This window comes from Kluyvera sp. (assembly GCF_047971185.1).
Lineage (GTDB): Bacteria > Pseudomonadota > Gammaproteobacteria > Enterobacterales > Enterobacteriaceae > Kluyvera.
In genome coordinates this window covers 24,795-42,886 of the sequence record NZ_JBKDZH010000023.1, presented here as the reverse complement: position 1 = coordinate 42,886, position 18,092 = coordinate 24,795, and the positions used below count along the sequence as shown (strand labels likewise).

The window sequence follows — 18,092 nt, the reverse complement described above, 5'->3', positions numbered from 1 at the left end:
TTTAGCTCTCCTTGGAGGGCGCATTTTCTGACAGATAGTTGGCCATCTGGCAGTACTGCGCAACAGAGATATTTTCTGCTCGCATCGCCGGGTCAATGCCCAGCTCCGTCAACACCTCGACGCTGAACAGGTTGCCGAGGCTGTTGCGGACGGTCTTACGACGCTGGTTGAACGCCTCGGTCGTAATACGGCTCAGGACGCGAACGTCTTTTACCGGGTACGGCATGGTGCTGTGCGGCACCAGGCGAACCACGGCGGAATCGACTTTAGGCGGCGGTGTGAAAGCGCTCGGCGGCACTTCAAGAACCGGAATCACGTTGCAGTAATACTGCGCCATGACGCTCAGGCGGCCATAGGCTTTACTGTTCGGCCCGGCAACCAGACGGTTAACCACCTCTTTTTGCAGCATGAAGTGCATGTCTGCAATGGCATTAGTATAGCTAAACAGATGGAACATCAGCGGCGTGGAGATGTTATACGGCAGGTTGCCGAACACGCGCAGCGGCTGGCCCAGCGTCTGGGAAAGCTCGCCGAAGTTCATGGTCATGGCGTCCTGCTGATAAATCGTCAGCTTCGGCCCGAGGAACGGGTGCGTTTTCAGGCGCGCGGCCAGATCGCGGTCAAGCTCGATGACGGTCAGTTCGTCAAGGCGCTCGCCAACCGGCTCGGTCAGCGCGGCGAGACCCGGGCCGATTTCAACCATGGCCTGGCCTTTTTGCGGATTGATGGCCGCGACAATGCTGTCGATCACGAACTGATCGTTGAGAAAGTTTTGCCCGAAGCGTTTACGGGCTAAGTGGCCCTGATGGACTCGATTATTCATTAGAGTTAACAATCATTTTGATGGCGAGATTAAGCGCCGTAATAAAACTGCCGACGTCCGCTTTCCCATGGCCTGCCAGTTCAAGGGCGGTACCGTGGTCAACGGAGGTGCGAATAAAGGGTAAACCGAGCGTAATGTTCACGCCGCGGCCAAAGCCCTGGTATTTTAGCACGGGAAGGCCCTGATCGTGGTACATTGCCAGCACCGCATCGGCGTGGTCAAGATACTTCGGCTGAAAAAGGGTGTCGGCAGGCAGCGGCCCGCTCAGATTCATCCCTTTCGCCCGCATCTCTTCCAGCACCGGAATGAGGGTGTCGATCTCTTCCGTTCCCATGTGGCCGCCTTCGCCCGCGTGAGGGTTCAGGCCGCAGACCAGTACGTGTGGTTCTGCGAGACCAAACTTATTCCGCAAATCATCGTGCAGGATGGTAATTACCTCCCGCAGCAGATCCTGCGTGATGGCGTCGCTCACCGCCTTCAGCGGCAGGTGCGTGGTCGCCAGCGCGACGCGCAGTTCTTCGGTCGCCAGCATCATCACCACTTTCGCCGCGCCCGAACGCTCCTCAAAGAACTCGGTATGCCCGGTAAACGGGATGCCTGCGTCGTTAATAATGCCTTTGTGCACCGGACCGGTGACCAGCGCGGCAAATTCACCGCTCAGGCAGCCGTCACAGGCGCGCGCCAGCGTCTCGACAACGTAGCGACCGTTCTCCACGTTTAACTCACCCGGCGTCACCGGCGCATGCAGCGCAACCGGTAGCAGCGTCAGCGTACCGGCGCGTTGCGGTTTTGCTGGCTGTTCGGGGGCATAGGGGAGAAGCGTAAGGGGAAGACCAAGAAGTTTCGCCCGCTCGGTGAGCAGGCTGGCATCAGCGCAAACGACCAGTTCAAGCGGCCAGTCGCGCTGGGCCAGTTGGATCGCGAGATCCGGACCAATCCCGGCGGGTTCGCCGGGAGTGATAACGACACGGTGTTGAGTCATTAGTTGCTCAGAATTTTAACGTAAGCGCTGGCGCGCTGTTCCTGCATCCAGGTGGCCGCTTCTTCGGAGAACTTACGGTTCATCAGCATACGATAGGCGCGATCTTTTTGCGCCGCGTCGGTGCGGTCAACGTTACGGGTGTCCAGCTGCTGAATCAGGTGCCAGCCGAAGGAGGAGTGAATCGGCTCGCTAAGCTGGCCTTTGTTCAGCTTCATCAGCGCGTCACGGAACGACGGATCGTAAATATCCGGCGTAGCCCAGCCTAAATCACCGCCCTGGTTGGCAGAGCCCGGGTCCTGAGACAGCTCACGCGCCGCTTTCTCGAAGGTGGTTTTGCCACTGCGGATATCCGCGGCAACCTGTTCCAGCTTCTCACGCGCCTGGGCGTCGGTCATCACCGGCGACGGCTTAAGCAGAATGTGGCGCGCGTGGGTTTCGGTCACCGAAATGTTCTGCGTCTGGCCGCGCATGTCGTTGATTTTCAGGATGTGGAAGCCAACGCCGGAACGGATCGGGCCGACGATGTCGCCTTTCTTCGCGGTGCTCAGCGCCTGCGCGAAAATAGCCGGCAGCTCCTGAATACGGCCCCAGCCCATCTGGCCGCCTTTCAGCGCCTGCTGGTCTGCGGAATAGGTGATAGCAAGCTTACCGAAGTCGGCGCCGTTACGGGCCTGATCGACGATCGATTCCGCCTGGCTCTGCGCTTCGTTCACCTGATCGGAGGTCGGGTTTTCCGGCAGCGCTACCAGGATGTGGCTGAGGTTCAGCTCGGTGCTGGCGTCGTTCTGGTTACCAATCTGGTTAGCCAGCGCGTCCACTTCCTGCGGCAGAACGGTAATGCGGCGACGCACTTCGTTGTTGCGCACTTCGGAGATCAGCATCTCTTTGCGGATCTGATTACGATAGGTGTTGTAGTTCATACCATCGTAAGCCAGACGGCTGCGCATCTGATCCATGGTCATGTTGTTCTGTTTGGCGATATTAGCGATGGCCGCGTCTAGCTGCTCATCGGACACTTTGACGCCCATTTTCTGCCCCATCTGCAGGATAATCTGATCCATGATCAGACGCTCCAGAATCTGGTGACGAAGGGTCGCATCATCCGGCAGCTGCTGGCCAGCCTGGCCAGAGTTCATCTTAACGGACTGCATCAGGCCATCGACGTCGCTCTCGAGGACAACGCCATTATTTACGACGGCTGCTACTTTATCGACAACCTGTGGGGCGGCGAAGCTGGTATTCGCAACTAAGGCGATACCGAGAAGCAGCGTTTTCCAGTTCTTCATACTTTTTCCATTTCAATTAACCGCAGTGCGGATGATGTGTCTAACCAGTTACCTTACAGCGAACTCTGGTACGGCATGATATTGGAACGCAGCATCTGCTGGGTACCCAGGCCGTAGTTAGAGCTCAGACCACGCAGCTCAATGTTGAAGCTGATGGAGTTATCATATTTTGACTGGCCGCCGGTCGTACTGTTGTAATCCCAGCCGTTGAGCTTACGCTCATAACCGACGCGAATCGCGTAGCAGCAGGAGTTGTACTGCACGCCCAGCATCTGATCGGCAGGGTTGTGCGTGTTGGTGTCAAAGTAGTAGGCACCCACCACGGACCAGCGATCGACGATCGGCCAGCTTGCCGTTGCCCCAACCTGAGAAATCCCTTCACGGTATTGCTCGGCAGTCGAGTAACTCGGCAGCGTCGCCTGGATATATTCCGGGCTGGCGTAACGGTAGTTCAGCTGCACCAGACGATCGTCGTCCTGGCGATATTCAATGGTTGAGTTACTGGTGGCGATGTTGTTCAGACGCGTATCGTACTGAATACCGCCGCGCAGGCCCCACTTGTCGCTGATGCGCCAGTAGGTGTCGCCCGCCCATACCAGTGAGCCCGTTTTGTTGTCTTTCTCCCAGTTAATGTTGTCATCACCGGTACGAGACTCGGTGAAATAGTAGATTTGACCAACAGAAACGTTAAAACGTTCAATGGCGGCGTCATCATAAATACGTGATGTGACGCCGGTCGTTATCTGGTTCGCCGAAGCAATGCGGTCGAGGCCGCTGTAGGTACGGTCGCGGAACAGGCCGGTATAGTCGGACTGCAGCAGCGTCGAGTCGTAGTTGTTGATTTTGCTCTGATCGCGATACGGTACATACAGGTACTGCATGCGCGGTTCCAGCGTCTGGGTATAGCCCGGATTCAGCGTCATATCACGCTCAAACACCATCTTACCGTCGATTTTCAGCTGCGGCATGGTGCGGCTGACGGAGCTGGCGAGTTGGGCATCGCTGTGGCTGGCGTTATATTTATCGATGTTGGTCTGGTCGTAATGCGTCGCCAGCAGCTTGGCTTCTGTGGTGATGCTCCCCCAGCGGTTGCCCAGCGGCAGGCTGATGGTCGGCTCGAGGTGAACGCGCGTCGCCTCAGGCAGGCTGCCGTTGGTGTTGACGAACTTCACCGCCTGGCCGTAGACGTGGGTATCAAACGGGCCCACATCGTTCTGATAGAAGTTCACGTCGAGCTGTGGCTCGGCGGAATAGGAGTTGCTGCTGCTGCGGTCGAAGACCTGGAACTGCTTGGTCGACACCGTGGCATCGAAGTTCTGCACCGCATAGCCGACGCTCAGCTTCTGCGTGGCGTAGCCGTCGGTACTGGAACCGTACTTCGAGTCGAAGTCGTTAAAGTAGTCCGGATCGCTGACCTTGGTGTAGTCGACGTTAAAGCGCCACACCTGGTCCATTACGCCTCCGTGACGCCAGTAGAACAGCCAGCGGCGGCTGTTATCGTCGTTAGGATGATCGTTGGAGTAGACGCGGTCCGAAGGCAGATAGTCTAATTCAAAGAGGCCGCTGCCCGCCTGGGACAGATAGCGGAATTCGTTTTCCCACATCACGCCGCCACGCTTATCCATATAGTGCGGCGTGATCGTCGCATCCATGTTTGGCGCGATGTTCCAGTAGTACGGCAGCATAAATTCAAAGCCGTTTGAACTACCGTACTTGGCGTTAGGGATCAGGAAGCCAGAACGGCGCTTATCGCCCACCGGCAGCTGCAGATACGGGCTGTAGAAGATGGGGACCGGGCCGACTTTAAAACGCGCGTTCCAGATCTCCGCCACCTGCTCTTCGCGGTCGTGGATAACTTCGCTACCGACCACGCTCCAGGTGTTGGAACCCGGCAGGCAGGAGGTGAAAGTACCGTTCTCAAGAACGGTATAGCGGTTTTCACCGCGCTGTTTCATGACATCTGCGGTGCCGCGGCCCTGACGGCCAACCATCTGGTAGTCGCCTTCCCAGACGTTCGTATCTTTGGTATTCAGGTTTGACCAGGCTTTTGGCCCTTTCAGAATCACCTGATTATCGTCATAGTGGACGTTGCCGAGCGCATCGACGGTACGTACCGGCACGGCTTGACCATCGGCCTGTTTTTGATGCAGCTGGACTTCATCAGCCAGCAGGCGGCTATTACCCTGATTAATATCGACGTTGCCTTTAAAGGTGGCGTTATCCGGGTAGTTACCGTCGGCGTGGTCGGCCGTAATGGTTACCGGCTGCTCGTTTGTCGGGCCGCTCACCAACGGGCGATCGTAGCTCGGTACGCCAAGCATACATTGAGAGGCGAGATCGGCTGCCATTCCCTGTTGGCTGTACAAGGCGCTGGCGATCATGGTCGCGAGGAGAGTGGGAATACGTTTTTTCATACGTTGTATTTGTTGTTCCGTCATCTATAGCATTGCGGCATGCAAACGGTCAGAGACTAACGTACTCATCGTTATGACGCTAGTTTTATCCTGCCCGTTCTCGCCAGAGGTGTTATGCACGGCATTGAATGACAGGTATGATAATGCATATTTTAGCCGCTGGCATGACGATTTGGGGAGTATATGCAGTATTGGGGAAAAGTGATTGGTGTGGCGGTTGCCCTGATGATGGGCGGCGGGTTCTGGGGCGTGGTCCTCGGGCTGCTTGTGGGCCATATGTTTGATAAGGCGCGCAGCCGTCGCGTGAACTGGTTTGCTAACCAACAGCAGCGTCAGTCGCTGTTTTTTGCGACTACCTTTGAAGTGATGGGGCACCTGACCAAATCGAAAGGGCGCGTGACGGAGGCGGATATTCATATTGCGAGTCTGTTTATGGACCGTATGAATCTGCACGGCGAGTCGCGTTCGGCGGCACAGCAGGCGTTTCGCGTCGGCAAGTCGGACAACTATCCGCTGCGCGAGAAGATGCGTCAGTTCCGCAGCGTGTGCTTCGGGCGTTTTGACCTGATTCGGATGTTTCTTGAGATCCAGATCCAGGCGGCGTTTGCCGACGGCTCGCTGCACCCTAACGAGCGCGACGTGCTGTACATTATTGCCGAAGAGCTGGGTATCTCCCGCGAGCAGTTCGATCAGTTTCTGCGCATGATGCAGGGCGGCGCGCAGTTTGGCGGCGGCTATCAGCAGCAGTCTCAGGGCGGCCACGGTGGCGGCTGGCAGCAGGCGCAGCGCGGGCCGACGCTGGAGGATGCATGCAACGTGCTGGGCGTGAAGTCGAGCGACGATGCGACGACCATCAAACGCGCATACCGTAAGTTAATGAGCGAACATCACCCGGATAAGCTGGTGGCCAAAGGGCTGCCGCCGGAAATGATGGAGATGGCCAAGCAGAAGGCGCAGGAAATTCAGAAAGCGTACGAGCTGATTAAAGAGCAGAAAGGGTTTAAGTAAGGTGCTGTAAACCCGGCGGCGCTACGCTTGGCCGGGCTACATGTGTGCAATATTTACATTTGGTGTAGCCCGGGCGAGCGCAAGCGACCCCGGGAAACGTTGGCCCAATTCAAAAATCCACCGGCGCCTTAAACGTCATGCTATTGCCAAACTTTGGATGCGTAATGGTTAACGTCTCGGCGTGCAGCTGCAAACGCGGCGCCATTGCTAACGCCTCGTCGTGGGCGTAGAAGCGGTCGCCGAGAATCGGGTGGCCCAGCGCCAGCATGTGTACGCGCAGCTGGTGCGAGCGCCCGGTAATCGGTTTGAGCTGTACCCGCGCGGTGTTATCCGCCGCGTACTCCAGCACTTCATACTCCGTCTGCGCGGCCTTGCCGGTTTCATAACACACCTTCTGCTTTGGCCGGTTTGGCCAGTCGCAAATCAGCGGTAAATCCACCAGCCCTTCCGCCGGCTGCGGATGCCCCCATACGCGCGCCACGTACTGCTTCTTCGGCTCGCGCTCGCGGAACTGGCGTTTCAGCTCCCGTTCCGCGGCTTTGGTCAGGGCCACTACGATCACGCCGCTGGTCGCCATATCGAGGCGGTGTACCGACTCCGCCTGCGGATAGTCGCGCTGCACGCGGGTCATGACGCTGTCTTTATGCTCCTCAAGACGGCCCGGCACGGACAACAGGCCGCTCGGCTTATTGACCACCATAATGTGCTCATCCTGATAGAGAATAACCAGCCACGGATCCTGCGGCGGATGGTAGTTTTCCATTCCCATAGCGGGCTCCTGTTACTGGTGAGTGACGACGATCAGACGCAGCGCGTCCAGACGCCATCCCGCCTGCGACAGGCTTTCCATCACCTGCTGACGGTTGCTTTCAATCGCTGAAAGCTCATCGTCACGGATGTTCGGGTTCACCGCTTTCAGCGCTTCCAGACGCGACAGCTCGGCGCTCAGTTTCTCGTCCGCTTCTTCACGGGCCGCGGCAATCAGCGCCTGCGCCGCTTTCTCAATCTGCATTTCGCCTTTTTGCAGAATGGTGTGCACATCCTGCTGTACCGCGTTCACCAGCTTGCTGCCGGTATGCCGGTTCACTGCGCTGAGCTGACGGTTGAAGGTTTCAAACTCGACCTGCGCGGCGAGGTTGGTGCCGTTCTTGTCCAGCAGCATACGTACCGGCGTCGGCGGCAGGAAGCGGTTGAGCTGCAGCTGCTTCGGCGCCTGCGCTTCTACCACGTAGATCAGCTCCAGCAGCAGCGTACCGACCGGCAGCGCCTTGCTTTTCAGCAGCGAAAGGGTGCTGCTGCCGGTATCGCCGGAGAGGATCAGATCCAGGCCGTTGTGAATCAGCGGATGTTCCCAGGTCAGGAACTGCGCGTCTTCACGGGACAGCGCGATATCACGCTCGAAGGTCACGGTGCAGCCATCTTCCGGCAGGCCCGGGAAGTCAGGTACCAGCATATGGTCGGACGGCGTCAGCACGATCAGGTTCTCGCCGCGGTCGTCCTGGTTAATGCCAACGATATCGAACAGGTTCATAGCGAAGGCGATCAGGTTGGTGTCGTCATCCTGCTCTTCAATGCTTTCTGCCAGCTTCTGCGCCTTTTCGCCGCCGTTGGAGTGGATCTCCAGCAGACGGTCGCGGCCCTGCTCCAGCTGTGCCTTCAGGGCGTCATGCTGCTCGCGGCTGGCTTTGATCAGATCGTCGAAGCCATCGGTGGTTTCCGGCGCGGCCAGATAGGTAATCAGCTGGTCGTGGACGCTGTCATAAATGGTGCGGCCGGTCGGGCAGGTGTGCTCGAACGCGTCCAGACCTTCGTGATACCAGCGCACCAGTACCGACTGCGCGGTTTTCTCTAAATAAGGCACGTGGATCTGAATATCGTGCGCCTGGCCGATACGGTCGAGACGGCCAATACGCTGCTCCAGCAGGTCCGGGTTGAACGGCAGATCGAACATCACCAGGTTGCTGGCGAACTGGAAGTTACGGCCTTCAGAACCGATTTCCGAGCACAGCAGCACCTGCGCGCCGCTGTCTTCTTCGCCAAACCAGGCGGCGGCGCGATCGCGTTCAATAATCGACATGCCTTCATGGAACACGGCGGCGCGGATGCCTTCACGCTCGCGCAGCACCTGCTCCAGCTGGAGCGCGGTGGCGGCTTTGGCGCAGATCACCAGCACTTTCTGCGAGCGGTGGCTGGTCAGGTAGCCCATCAGCCATTCAACGCGCGGGTCGAAGTTCCACCAGGTACCGGTATCACCTTCAAATTCCTGATAAATCTGTTCCGGATAGAGCATGTCGCGGGCGCGCTCTTCCGCGCTTTTACGAGCGCCCATAATCCCGGAGACTTTAATCGCCGTCTGGTACTGCGCCGGCAGCGGCAGCTTGATGGTGTGCAGCTCGCGCTTCGGGAAGCCCTTCACGCCGTTACGGGTGTTGCGGAACAGCACGCGGCTGGTGCCGTGGCGGTCCATCAGCATGCTAATCAGTTCCTGGCGCGCGGCTTCAGCGCCGTCGCGATCGCTATTGGCGGTTTGCAGCAGCGCTTCGATATCCTGCTCGCCAATCAGCTCGCCCAGCATGTTCAGCTCGTCGTTGCTGAGCTTATTGCCAGCCAGCAGCAGCGCGACGGCGTCGGCCACCGGACGATAGTTTTGCTGTTCTTCCACGAACTGCTCGAAATCGTGGAAACGGTTCGGGTCCAGCAGGCGCAGGCGGGCGAAGTGGCTTTCCATCCCCAGCTGTTCCGGGGTTGCGGTCAGCAGCAGAACGCCCGGCACGCGCTCGGCCAGCTCTTCAATGGCCAGATATTCGCGGCTTGGCGCGTCTTCGCTCCACACCAGGTGGTGGGCTTCGTCGACCACCATCAGGTCCCACTCAGCGTCGCACAGATGCTCCAGGCGCTGCTTGTTGCGGCGCACGAAGTCCAGCGAGCAGATCACCAGCTGTTCGGTTTCAAACGGGTTGTAGGCGTCGTGCTGGGCTTCGGCGTAGCGTTCGTCGTCGAACAGCGCGAAGCGCAGGTTGAAGCGGCGCAGCATTTCCACCAGCCACTGATGTTGCAGCGTTTCCGGTACGATAATCAGCACGCGCTGGGCGGCACCGGAGAGCAGCTGCTGGTGCAGGATCATCCCGGCTTCAATGGTTTTACCCAGACCCACTTCATCGGCCAGCAGCACGCGCGGCGCATGGCGGCGGCCGACGTCATGGGCGATGTTGAGCTGGTGCGGGATCAGGCTGGTACGCTGGCCGCGCAGGCCGCTCCACGGCATACGGTACTGCTCGCTCTGGTATTTACGCGCGCGGTAGCGCAGGGCGAAGCGGTCCATACGGTCGATTTGCCCGGCAAACAGGCGGTCCTGCGGTTTGCTGAACACCAGTTTGCTGTCGAGCAGCACTTCGCGCAGCATGACGTTGGCTTCTTCGGTGTCCTGGCGCGTTCCGATATACGCCAGCAGACCATTTTCTTCTTTTACTTCATCAACGAGCAGCTGCCAGCCTTCATGGCTTGTGATCGTGTCGCCGGGATTGAACATGACGCGGGTCACAGGGGAGTCGCTACGGGCGTACAGACGATTCTCTCCGGTTGCCGGAAAGAGCAGGGTGACGGTGCGTGCATCCATTGCAACAACAGTACCAAGTCCCAGTTCGCTTTCTGTATCGCTGATCCAACGTTGACCAAGTGTAAAAGGCATATGTGTTCGGCTCTATCTTTAATAAATTGCAGGCAATATTCAGCCACCACCTGAGAGGAGGCGGCGAGTGAATTTGGTCCAGGAATGGAAAGGGCGCTATGGTACTGGATGGCGGGACGTTAGTCACCTGTCAAAACAACCCCAGTTGCCCCGTCACTATTGTAGCAAAATCGTCGTCAACAAAGGGGAGAATTCCTTCGGCGACGGGGGCTAATTGTTTGGTGAGATAGTGATCGTAGTCGAGCGGCGACTGCTGATATGCCAGCGGCTCCGGGCCGTTGGTGGTCCAGACGTAGCGAATGCTGCCGCGCTGCTGGTACTGCTGCGGACGCCCTAACCGCACGTTCTGTTCATCAGCAAGGCGCGCAGCGCGCACGTGGGGCGGCACATTACGCTGATACTCTGCCAGTGGACGCCGCAGCTGCTTGCGATACACCAGCTGGTCGTCAAGCTCTCCGTTCATCAGCTTATCAATAGTTTCAAGGATAAAATCGCGGTACGGTTCGTTGCGGAAAATGCGCAGATACAGCGCCTGCTGGAACTGCTGCGCCAGCGGCGTCCAGTCGGTGCGCACGGTCTCCAGCCCTTTGTACAACATCCGCTGCGCGTCGCCCTCCTGAATCATCCCCGCATAGCGTTTCTTACTGCCGGTATCGGCGCCGCGGATGGTTGGCATCAGGAAGCGGCAGAAGTGGGTTTCAAACTCCAGCTCCAGCGTGCTGGTCAGGCCGCTTTTTTGCAGTTCATCGGCCCACCACTGGTTCACAAAATTCACCAGCGAGCGGCCAATCGTCGCCGCCTCTTCTTCACCGTGGGCACGTTTGAGCCAGACGAAGGTGGAGTCGGTGTCGCCGTAAATCACGTCATAGCCCTGAGACTCAATCAGCGCCCGGGTCTGGCGCATGATCGCGTGGCCGCGCATGGTGATCGACGATGCCAGCCGCGGATCGAAAAAGCGGCAGGCGCTGGTGCCCAGTACGCCATAGAAGGCGTTCATGATGATCTTCAGCGCCTGCGATAGCGGTTTGTTTTTATGCTGCTTGGCGTCATCGCGGGCGTGCCAGATCTGGCTGACGATCCCCGGCAGGCAGTGCTTATCGCGCGAAAACCAGGCGTCGAGGAAGCCTTCGGTGCTGTGTGCGGCGTCCGGATGCGCCATGCCTTCAATCAGCCCAACCGGGTCTATCAGGAACGAGCGGATGATCGACGGGTACAGGCTTTTGTAGTCGAGAACCAGTACGGAATCATACAGTCCGGGACGGGAGTCCATGACGTAGCCGCCGGGGCTGGCCTGCGGCGGCACTTCGCCCAGATTCGGCGCGACGTAGCCGAGGCGATGCATGCGCGGAAAATAGAGGTGGCTGAAGGCTGCCACCGAGCCGCCGTGCCGGTCTACCGCCAGCCCGTTGACCGTGGCGCGTTCAAGCAGGAACGGCATGATCTCGGTTTTGTGGAAAATGCGCGTGACCAGCTCGCAGTCTTTGAGGTTATAGGTGGCCAGCGCGGGCTTATCTTCGGCGAAACGGCGGTCAATTTCGTCCATCCGGTCCCACGGGTTATCGATGGCCTTACCTTCCCCCAGCAGCTTGCGGGCGACGTTTTCCAGCGAAAACGAAGTAAAGTTCCAGAAGGCGGATTTCAGCGCCTCGATACCGTCGATAATCAGCCGCCCTGTGGCCTGTGCGAAGAACACGCCGTTCTTAAAGCCGTGCTCGCGCCACTCCAGCTCGCTGCCGCCGCGGCCCAGCAGCAGCGGCACCTTATAGCGCTCGGCGCTTTTTTGCAGCACCCGCAGGTCAAACTGCACCACGTTCCAGCCAATCAGCACGTCCGGATCGTGCTGTGTAAACCAGGCGTTGAGCTTTTCCAGCAGCAGCGGGCGGCTGGCCACGTACTCAAGGTGAAAATCAACCGCCGGCGGCTGCTCCGGCGGGCTACCGAGCATATAGACGGTACGCTGCCCGCAGCCCTCCAGCCCGATGCAGTACAGTTCGCCGTGGCGGCTGGTTTCGATATCCAGCGACACCCATTTTAGCGGCGGGCGGTAATCCGGATTGGGCTTCATGCGGGCGTTCACCAGCGCGTTGCCGCGCGGCGTCCCCTCAACCCACACCGGTGCGGTGATAAAGCGCTCCATCAGGTAGCGCTCCGGCGGACGGATATCGGCTTCGTAGACGGTGACGCCGTTTTCGCGCAGCACTTTTTCCAGCCGCATCAGCTGGCGATGGGCGCGGCAGTACAGGCCGAAAACCGGCTGGCGGTGGAAGTCTTTGAGGGCGAGCGGTGCCAGGCGCACCCCGTTTTCGCCGTGCAGCAGGCGTTCAACCTGAGCGCGCTGGGCCTTGGGTATAAACGCCACCGACTCCTGCGGCGGCAGGGTAACCTGTAGCGGGCCGTTGTCAGTCGCTAGCCAGAACGTTAGCTCTGTACCTTGTGGGGTGTCCCGCCAGTGACGGGTGAGTAAGAAACCGGCTTGTGGCTGCGTCACGCGTGCTCTCATCAACAAAAAACCAGGCTTGAGTATAGCCTGGTTTTGATGTGAATGCTGGTGTTTTATACAGGTGTTGCCGGTAAGATCCCGGCGTCGGCTGCGCCTCGTCCGGGCTACTGCCCGTAATACGCTTTCGCGCCGTGCTTGCGTAAATAATGTTTGTCTAGCAGCGTCTGCTGCATCTCCGGTAACTGCGGCGCCAGTTGGCGGCAGAAGATGCCCATATAGGCGATCTCTTCCAGCACGATGGCGTTATGTACCGCGTCCTCGGCGTTTTTACCCCACGCAAACGGGCCGTGGGAGTGGACCAGCACGCCGGGCATCTGCGCCGGGTCGATACCGTTCTGGCGGAAGGTTTCGACGATCACCGCGCCGGTTTCCCATTCGTAGTCGCCGTTGATTTCCTCATCGGTCATCAGGCGCGTGCAGGGCACCGAGCCGTAAAAATAGTCGGCGTGGGTGGTACCGGTAGCGGGAATCGGCTGCCCGGCCTGCGCCCAGATGGTGGCGTGGCGCGAGTGGGTGTGCACAATGCCGCCGAGGGTCGGAAATGCCTGATACAGCAGACGGTGGGTGGGCGTATCGGAAGAGGGTTTTTTATTACCTTCCACGACTTCGCCGGTTTCGAGGCTGACCACCACCATATCTTCGGCGCTCATCACGCTGTAGTCGACGCCGGAGGGCTTAATCACCAGCACGCCGCGCTCGCGGTTGACGGCGCTGACGTTGCCCCAGGTCAGGGTGACCAGATTGTGTTTGGGCAGGGCCAGATTGGCTTCGAGTACCTGACGTTTAAGATCTTCTAGCATGTTAACTCCTGAATGCCGGATGGCGCTTCGCTTATCCGGCCTACGATGCTGGATTTCCCTCACCCCGGCCCTCTCCCGGAGGGAAAGGCGGGATCGGTTCCCTCTCCCCTGTGGGGAGAGGGTTAGGGTGAGGGGAAAGCGGCTTAGCGTTTAGACCCGTAATACACTTCGTTCCAGCGCAGCGCGTCTTTAAAGGCCGGCATGCGGGTGTCGTTGTCGATGACCGCAATCTCAATGTCGTGCAGCTCGGCGAACTGGCGCATATCGTCCAGCGTCAGCGCGTGGCTGAACACGGTGTGGTGCGCGCCGCCCGCCACAATCCACGCTTCAGAGGCGGTTTCGAGGCTCGGGTGCGCTTTCCACAGCGCGTTGGCCACCGGCAGCTTCGGCAGGTCGTGCGGGGTTTTCACGGTTTCGATGGTGTTAACCAGCAGACGATAGCGATCGCCAAGATCGATCATGCTGGCGACGATCGCCGGGCCGGTCTGGGTGTTGAAGATCAGACGCGCCGGATCGGCCTTGCCGCCGATGCCGAGGTGCTGGACGTCGAGCAGTGGTTTCTCTTCCACCGCGATAGACGGGCACACTTCCAGCATGTGCGAGCCGAGCACCAGGTCGTTACCCCCGTTGAAGTGGTAGGTATAGTCTTCCATAAAGGAGGTGCCGCCCTGTAGACCGGTCGACATCACTTTCATAATGCGAAGCAGGGCGGCGGTTTTCCAGTCGCCTTCGCCCGCAAAGCCGTAGCCCTGCTGCATCAGGCGCTGCACGGCGAGGCCCGGTAGCTGCTTCAGGCCGTGCAAATCTTCAAAGGTGGTGGTGAAGGCGTGGAAGCCGCCTTCTTCGAGGAAGCGTTTCATCCCCAGTTCGATACGCGCGGCGTCCAGCACGTTCTGGCGCTTGTCGCCGTTAACCTGGGTGGCTGCGGTGAAGCGGTAGCTGCTTTCGTACTCGTCGATCAGCGCGTTGATTTCGCCGTCGGTCACGGCGTTAACCACCTGCACCAGGTCGCCCACCGCCCAGGTGTTGACGGAGAAGCCGAATTTGATCTGCGCGGCGACTTTATCACCGTCGGTGACCGCCACTTCACGCATGTTGTCGCCAAAGCGGCACACTTTCAGCTGGCGGGTATCCAGTTTAGACACCGCCTGACGCATCCACGAACCGATACGCTCCTGCGCACGTTTGTCCTGCCAGTGGCCGGTGACCACGCTGTGCTGCTGACGCATGCGCGCGCCGATAAAGCCGAACTCGCGGCCGCCGTGCGCGGTCTGGTTCAGGTTCATGAAGTCCATATCGATGCTGTCCCACGGCAGGGAGGCGTTGAACTGGGTGTGGAACTGCAGCAGCGGTTTGTTGAGGATGGCCAGGCCGTTGATCCACATCTTCGCCGGGGAGAAGGTGTGCAGCCAGACGACCATACCGGCACACTTCTGGTCGTAGTTCGCGTCGCGGCAGATGGCGGTAATTTCATCCGGGCGGGTGCCCAGCGGCTTCAGCACCAGTTTGCACGGGAGCTTGCCTTCGGCGTTCAGCGCGTTAACCACGTGCTCCGCGTTTTGCGTCACCTGACGCAGCGTTTCCGGCCCATACAGGTGCTGGCTACCAATGACAAACCACACTTCATAATTATCAAAAACGGTCATATTCGTATCCTTTAATGAGTCAGGGCTGCGCGGGTAGCGGCGGTTTTTTCCGACGGAGCAGCAGGGAGATAATGGTGTTCGGCGCTTTCGGCCCATTGCTGGTAGCGCTGATAGAGTTCTTCAAAGCGTGCAGCCTGCGCCGGGCGCGGCTGTAAGGTGTGTTCGACGCGGCTGGCCATTTTGCCCTGCGCGGCCGGAATATCGGCGTAAACGTCAGCGGCGACGGCGGCGAAGATAGCAGCGCCCAACGCGCAGCACTGATCGGAGGCAACGATTTGCAGCGGGCGGTTTAATACGTCGCAGCAGGCCTGCATGATCACGCGGTTTTTACGCGCGATGCCGCCCAGCGCCATCACGTTGTTCACCGGAATACCCTGCTCGGTGAAGCACTCCATAATGGCGCGCGCGCCGAAGGCGGTGGCGGCAATCAGCCCGCCGAACAGCGCTGGCGCGTCGGTGGCGAGGTTCAGGTCGGTAATGACGCCTTTCAGACGCTGGTTGGCGTTCGGCGTGCGGCGGCCGTTAAACCAGTCGAGCACCACCGGCAGGTGGTCGAGCGACGGGTTAGCGGCCCAGGCTTCGGTCAACGCCGGTAGAAGCTGTTTCTGGCTAGCTTTGATCTGCTCTTTCAGCTCCGGATGCTGGGCGGCAAGCTGCTCCAGCGGCCAGCCAAGCACGCGGCCAAACCAGGCGTAGATATCGCCAAACGCGGACTGGCCCGCCTCCATGCCGATAAAGTTCGGCACCACGCTGCCGTCGACCTGGCCACAAATGCCTTTGACGGTGCGGTTGCCGACGCTCTGTTTGTCGGCAATCAGGATGTCGCAGGTTGAGGTGCCGATCACTTTCACCAGCGCATTAGGCTGCGCACCGGCGCCGACCGCGCCCATATGGCAGTCGAACGCGCCGCCGGAAATGGCGACCTGGGTGGAGAGGCCCAGACGTTCCGCCCATTCCGGCGTTAAGGTGCCGACCGGCACGTCGGCGGTCCAGGTTTCGGTAAACAGCGGGCAGGGCAGATGCTGGTTGAGGATCGGATCCAACTCGTCGAAGAACGATGCCGGCGGCAGGCCGCCCCAGCTTTCATGCCACAGGGATTTATGCCCGGCGCTACAGCGGCCGCGGCGGATATCCTGCGGGCGGGTGGTGCCGGACAGCAGCGCCGGAACCCAGTCGCACAGCTCAATCCACGAGGCGGCAGCCTGCGCCACGGCGCGGTCTTCGCGGGTGACGTGGAGAATTTTGGCCCAGAACCATTCGCTGGAGTAGATGCCGCCAATATAGCGGGAGTAGTCTTCTTTGCCCGGCTGGTGGCACAGGCGGGTGATGGCTTCCGCTTCTTCTACCGCAGTGTGATCTTTCCACAGCACGAACATGGCGTTCGGGTTGTCGGCGAACTCCTCTTTCAGCGCCAGCACGTTGCCGTCGGCGTCAATCGGCGCTGGGGTGGAGCCGGTACTGTCGACGCCAATCCCGACCACGTCCGCGCGCTGAGCGCTGGAAAGCTCGGCCAGCACACCCTTCAGCGCGGCTTCCATCGATTCAATATAGTCGCGCGGGTGGTGGCGGAAACGGTTGTTCGGCGCGTCGCAGAAACGCCCTTCCTGCCAGCGCGGATACCACTCAACGCTGGTCGCGATTTCTTCCCCCGTCGCGCAATCCACTGCCAGAGCGCGGACCGAGTCACTGCCAAAATCGAGGCCAATTGCGATTGCCATCGTGTTACTCCATCTCAAAGAATACGTGATAGTGAAACAGTAGATATCCCCGACAAAAACCGTCAGGCTGGAACCGCTAATCTTATGGACAATATTGCTGTGGCATCTCAAAGTGTGACGCCGTGCAAATAATCAATGTGGACTTTCCTGCCGTCTTTATAGACACTTCAGTTGTGGTTGTGAGTCGGTTTCTCTTGCGGGTTTGTTCTCTAAGTGCCTTGAAATAACAGAGTTGACAGCAGCACCGGTTCTGTTATTGATTGAGCGCGGCTGCCGTACCGATTAAAAGCCGAATATGGATAATTGGTTTCTTTAGATATCAGTGAGAGCGTGCAGAAATGGCTGAAATGCAAAACGATCCCCTGCTGCCTGGTTATTCCTTTAACGCCCACCTGGTGGCGGGGCTAACGCCGATTGAAGCCGGTGGCTACCTGGACTTTTTTATCGACCGGCCGCTGGGCATGAAAGGCTTCATTCTGAACCTGACGGTGCGTGGGGAAGGGGTGATTGAAAACCAGGGCAAACAGTTTGTCTGCCGTCAGGGCGATATGCTGCTGTTTCCGCCGGGTGAGATTCACCACTATGGCCGTCATCCGGACGCCAGCGAGTGGTATCACCAGTGGGTCTATTTCCGCCCGCGCGCCTACTGGCACGAGTGGCTGAACTGGCCCGCTATCGTGGCGCAAACCGGCTTTTATCGCCCGGATGAAGCGCACCAGGCGGAAATCTCCGAGCTGTTCGGCAAGATTATTGACGCCGGGCAGGGGGTCGGGCGCTATTCCGAACTGCTGGCGATTAATCTGCTTGAGCAACTGCTGCTGCGACGCATGGAAGCCATTAACGAATCGCTGCATCCGCCGATGGACAACCGCGTGCGCGACGCCTGCCAGTACATCAGCGATCACCTCTCCGATAGCCAGTTTGATATCGCCAGCGTTGCCCAGCACGTGTGCCTGTCGCCGTCGCGCCTGTCGCACCTTTTCCGCCAGCAGCTTGGGGTGAGCGTACTGAGCTGGCGCGAGGATCAGCGCATCAGCCAGGCCAAGCTGCTGCTCAGCACCACGCGAATGCCGATCGCCACCGTTGGGCGCAACGTCGGCTTTGAAGATCAGCTCTATTTCTCGCGGGTATTTAAAAAATGCACCGGTGCCAGCCCCAGCGAATTCCGCGCCGGGTGTGAATAAAAAGTAAAGAAAAGGAAATGCTGTGTGTCGGCTTTTGTCTTTG

The 18,092-nt window shown here is 59.1% G+C and carries 12 protein-coding genes; 2 read left to right on the top strand and 10 right to left on the bottom strand.

Annotation, left to right across the window (positions count from 1 at the left end):
• Position 1: 1 nt before the first annotated feature.
• The 4 genes from rsmA to lptD are packed head-to-tail and all read right to left on the bottom strand — an operon-like array spanning position 2 to position 5,505.
• Positions 2–823 carry a 16S rRNA (adenine(1518)-N(6)/adenine(1519)-N(6))-dimethyltransferase RsmA gene (gene rsmA, locus ACK5JN_RS06545; protein WP_416869413.1) on the bottom strand — a complete coding sequence of 274 codons (822 nt, stop codon included), beginning with the start codon at positions 821–823 and terminating at the stop codon, positions 2–4.
• Complete coding sequence (pdxA, locus tag ACK5JN_RS06540; RefSeq protein ID WP_416869412.1) at positions 816–1,805, bottom strand: 4-hydroxythreonine-4-phosphate dehydrogenase PdxA; 990 nt, start codon at positions 1,803–1,805, stop codon at positions 816–818. Before pdxA ends, rsmA begins: the two co-directional genes overlap by 8 nt.
• Positions 1,805–3,091 carry a peptidylprolyl isomerase SurA gene (surA, locus tag ACK5JN_RS06535; protein WP_416869411.1) on the bottom strand — a complete coding sequence of 429 codons (1,287 nt, stop codon included), beginning with the start codon at positions 3,089–3,091 and terminating at the stop codon, positions 1,805–1,807. The genes pdxA and surA overlap by 1 nt, the downstream gene beginning before the upstream one ends.
• Positions 3,092–3,144: 53 nt before the next feature.
• Positions 3,145–5,505, bottom strand: coding sequence for an LPS assembly protein LptD (lptD, locus tag ACK5JN_RS06530; RefSeq protein ID WP_416869410.1), 2,361 nt, complete (start codon positions 5,503–5,505; stop codon positions 3,145–3,147).
• Positions 5,506–5,688: 183 nt separating this feature from the next.
• Here lptD and djlA point away from each other — a divergent pair, with 183 nt between their 5' ends.
• Positions 5,689–6,513 (top strand): co-chaperone DjlA, encoded by an 825-nt coding sequence (gene djlA / locus ACK5JN_RS06525; protein ID WP_416869409.1) that lies wholly within the window; start codon positions 5,689–5,691, stop codon positions 6,511–6,513.
• A 109-nt stretch (positions 6,514–6,622) separates the two neighbouring features.
• Here djlA and rluA read toward each other — a convergent pair whose 3' ends face one another.
• From rluA to araB, 6 genes are all read right to left on the bottom strand, one after another.
• Positions 6,623–7,282 carry a bifunctional tRNA pseudouridine(32) synthase/23S rRNA pseudouridine(746) synthase RluA gene (gene rluA / locus ACK5JN_RS06520; RefSeq protein ID WP_416869408.1) on the bottom strand — a complete coding sequence of 220 codons (660 nt, stop codon included), beginning with the start codon at positions 7,280–7,282 and terminating at the stop codon, positions 6,623–6,625.
• Between the two features lie 12 nt (positions 7,283–7,294).
• Positions 7,295–10,201, bottom strand: coding sequence for an RNA polymerase-associated protein RapA (gene rapA / locus ACK5JN_RS06515; RefSeq protein ID WP_416869407.1), 2,907 nt, complete (start codon positions 10,199–10,201; stop codon positions 7,295–7,297).
• A gap of 130 nt (positions 10,202–10,331) precedes the next feature.
• Entirely contained in the window at positions 10,332–12,689 is a 2,358-nt protein-coding gene (gene polB / locus ACK5JN_RS06510; protein ID WP_416869406.1) for a DNA polymerase II, read from the bottom strand.
• A 116-nt stretch (positions 12,690–12,805) separates the two neighbouring features.
• Entirely contained in the window at positions 12,806–13,501 is a 696-nt protein-coding gene (gene araD, locus ACK5JN_RS06505) for an L-ribulose-5-phosphate 4-epimerase (protein WP_416869405.1), read from the bottom strand.
• Between the two features lie 143 nt (positions 13,502–13,644).
• Positions 13,645–15,147 (bottom strand): L-arabinose isomerase, encoded by a 1,503-nt coding sequence (araA, locus tag ACK5JN_RS06500; protein WP_416869404.1) that lies wholly within the window; start codon positions 15,145–15,147, stop codon positions 13,645–13,647.
• 11 nt (positions 15,148–15,158) lie between these two features.
• Positions 15,159–16,865 (bottom strand): ribulokinase, encoded by a 1,707-nt coding sequence (gene araB, locus ACK5JN_RS06495; protein WP_416869403.1) that lies wholly within the window; start codon positions 16,863–16,865, stop codon positions 15,159–15,161.
• 338 nt (positions 16,866–17,203) lie between these two features.
• Here araB and araC point away from each other — a divergent pair, with 338 nt between their 5' ends.
• Entirely contained in the window at positions 17,204–18,049 is an 846-nt protein-coding gene (gene araC, locus ACK5JN_RS06490; RefSeq protein ID WP_416869402.1) for an arabinose operon transcriptional regulator AraC, read from the top strand.
• The last annotated feature ends 43 nt before the right edge of the window (positions 18,050–18,092 follow it).